The organism is Bacillus cereus group sp. BcHK124, assembly GCF_027712065.1.
Taxonomy (GTDB): domain Bacteria; phylum Bacillota; class Bacilli; order Bacillales; family Bacillaceae_G; genus Bacillus_A; species Bacillus_A pacificus.
Window position 1 is genome coordinate 1 of the sequence record NZ_JAQFPJ010000048.1, and the last position, 2945, is coordinate 2945.

Consider the following 2945-nt stretch of genomic DNA (forward strand, 5'->3'; position numbering starts at 1 on the left):
TTTTAGTTTGGTTAAGTTAGAAAGGGCGCACGGTGGATGCCTTGACACTAGGAGTCGATGAAGGACGGGACTAACGCCGATATGCTTCGGGGAGCTGTAAGTAAGCTTTGATCCGAAGATTTCCGAATGGGGAAACCCACCATACGTAATGGTATGGTATCCTTATCTGAATACATAGGGTAAGGAAGACAGACCCAGGGAACTGAAACATCTAAGTACCTGGAGGAAGAGAAAGCAAATGCGATTTCCTGAGTAGCGGCGAGCGAAACGGAACATAGCCCAAACCAAGAGGCTTGCCTCTTGGGGTTGTAGGACATTCTATACGGAGTTACAAAGGAACGAGGTAGACGAAGCGACCTGGAAAGGTCCGTCGTAGAGGGTAACAACCCCGTAGTCGAAACTTCGTTCTCTCTTGAATGTATCCTGAGTACGGCGGAACACGTGAAATTCCGTCGGAATCTGGGAGGACCATCTCCCAAGGCTAAATACTCCCTAGTGATCGATAGTGAACCAGTACCGTGAGGGAAAGGTGAAAAGCACCCCGGAAGGGGAGTGAAAGAGATCCTGAAACCGTGTGCCTACAAATAGTCAGAGCCCGTTAACGGGTGATGGCGTGCCTTTTGTAGAATGAACCGGCGAGTTACGATCCCGTGCGAGGTTAAGCTGAAGAGGCGGAGCCGCAGCGAAAGCGAGTCTGAATAGGGCGTTTAGTACGTGGTCGTAGACCCGAAACCAGGTGATCTACCCATGTCCAGGGTGAAGTTCAGGTAACACTGAATGGAGGCCCGAACCCACGCACGTTGAAAAGTGCGGGGATGAGGTGTGGGTAGCGGAGAAATTCCAATCGAACCTGGAGATAGCTGGTTCTCCCCGAAATAGCTTTAGGGCTAGCCTTAAGTGTAAGAGTCTTGGAGGTAGAGCACTGATTGGACTAGGGGTCCTCATCGGATTACCGAATTCAGTCAAACTCCGAATGCCAATGACTTATCCTTAGGAGTCAGACTGCGAGTGATAAGATCCGTAGTCAAAAGGGAAACAGCCCAGACCGCCAGCTAAGGTCCCAAAGTGTGTATTAAGTGGAAAAGGATGTGGAGTTGCTTAGACAACTAGGATGTTGGCTTAGAAGCAGCCACCATTTAAAGAGTGCGTAATAGCTCACTAGTCGAGTGACTCTGCGCCGAAAATGTACCGGGGCTAAATACACCACCGAAGCTGCGGATTGATACCAATGGTATCAGTGGTAGGGGAGCGTTCTAAGGACAGTGAAGTCAGACCGGAAGGACTGGTGGAGTGCTTAGAAGTGAGAATGCCGGTATGAGTAGCGAAAGACGGGTGAGAATCCCGTCCACCGAATGCCTAAGGTTTCCTGAGGAAGGCTCGTCCGCTCAGGGTTAGTCAGGACCTAAGCCGAGGCCGACAGGCGTAGGCGATGGACAACAGGTTGATATTCCTGTACCACCTCTTTATCGTTTGAGCAATGGAGGGACGCAGAAGGATAGAAGAAGCGTGCGATTGGTTGTGCACGTCCAAGCAGTTAGGCTGATAAGTAGGCAAATCCGCTTATCGTAAAGGCTGAGCTGTGATGGGGAAGCTCCTTATGGAGCGAAGTCTTTGATTCCCCGCTGCCAAGAAAAGCTTCTAGCGAGATAAAAGGTGCCTGTACCGCAAACCGACACAGGTAGGCGAGGAGAGAATCCTAAGGTGTGCGAGAGAACTCTGGTTAAGGAACTCGGCAAAATGACCCCGTAACTTCGGGAGAAGGGGTGCTTTCTTAACGGAAAGCCGCAGTGAATAGGCCCAAGCGACTGTTTAGCAAAAACACAGCTCTCTGCGAAGCCGTAAGGCGAAGTATAGGGGGTGACACCTGCCCGGTGCTGGAAGGTTAAGGAGAGGGGTTAGCGTAAGCGAAGCTCTGAACTGAAGCCCCAGTAAACGGCGGCCGTAACTATAACGGTCCTAAGGTAGCGAAATTCCTTGTCGGGTAAGTTCCGACCCGCACGAAAGGTGTAACGATTTGGGCACTGTCTCAACCAGAGACTCGGTGAAATTATAGTACCTGTGAAGATGCAGGTTACCCGCGACAGGACGGAAAGACCCCGTGGAGCTTTACTGTAGCCTGATATTGAATTTTGGTACAGTTTGTACAGGATAGGCGGGAGCCTTTGAAACCGGAGCGCTAGCTTCGGTGGAGGCGCTGGTGGGATACCGCCCTGACTGTATTGAAATTCTAACCTACGGGTCTTATCGACCCGGGAGACAGTGTCAGGTGGGCAGTTTGACTGGGGCGGTCGCCTCCTAAAGTGTAACGGAGGCGCCCAAAGGTTCCCTCAGAATGGTTGGAAATCATTCGTAGAGTGCAAAGGCATAAGGGAGCTTGACTGCGAGACCTACAAGTCGAGCAGGGACGAAAGTCGGGCTTAGTGATCCGGTGGTTCCGCATGGAAGGGCCATCGCTCAACGGATAAAAGCTACCCCGGGGATAACAGGCTTATCTCCCCCAAGAGTCCACATCGACGGGGAGGTTTGGCACCTCGATGTCGGCTCATCGCATCCTGGGGCTGTAGTCGGTCCCAAGGGTTGGGCTGTTCGCCCATTAAAGCGGTACGCGAGCTGGGTTCAGAACGTCGTGAGACAGTTCGGTCCCTATCCGTCGTGGGCGTAGGAAATTTGAGAGGAGCTGTCCTTAGTACGAGAGGACCGGGATGGACGCACCGCTGGTGTACCAGTTGTTCTGCCAAGGGCATAGCTGGGTAGCTATGTGCGGAAGGGATAAGTGCTGAAAGCATCTAAGCATGAAGCCCCCCTCAAGATGAGATTTCCCATAGCGTAAGCTAGTAAGATCCCTGAAAGATGATCAGGTTGATAGGTTCGAGGTGGAAGCATGGTGACATGTGGAGCTGACGAATACTAATAGATCGAGGACTTAACCATATAATATGTAGCAA

General features: G+C 51.6%; 1 rRNA gene. It reads left to right on the forward strand.

Features of this window, described 5'->3' with window-relative positions:
* Positions 1-9 precede the first annotated feature (9 nt).
* Positions 10-2931: ribosomal RNA gene (locus tag PDK19_RS27125) — 23S ribosomal RNA — on the forward strand.
* Positions 2932-2945: the final 14 nt, after the last annotated feature.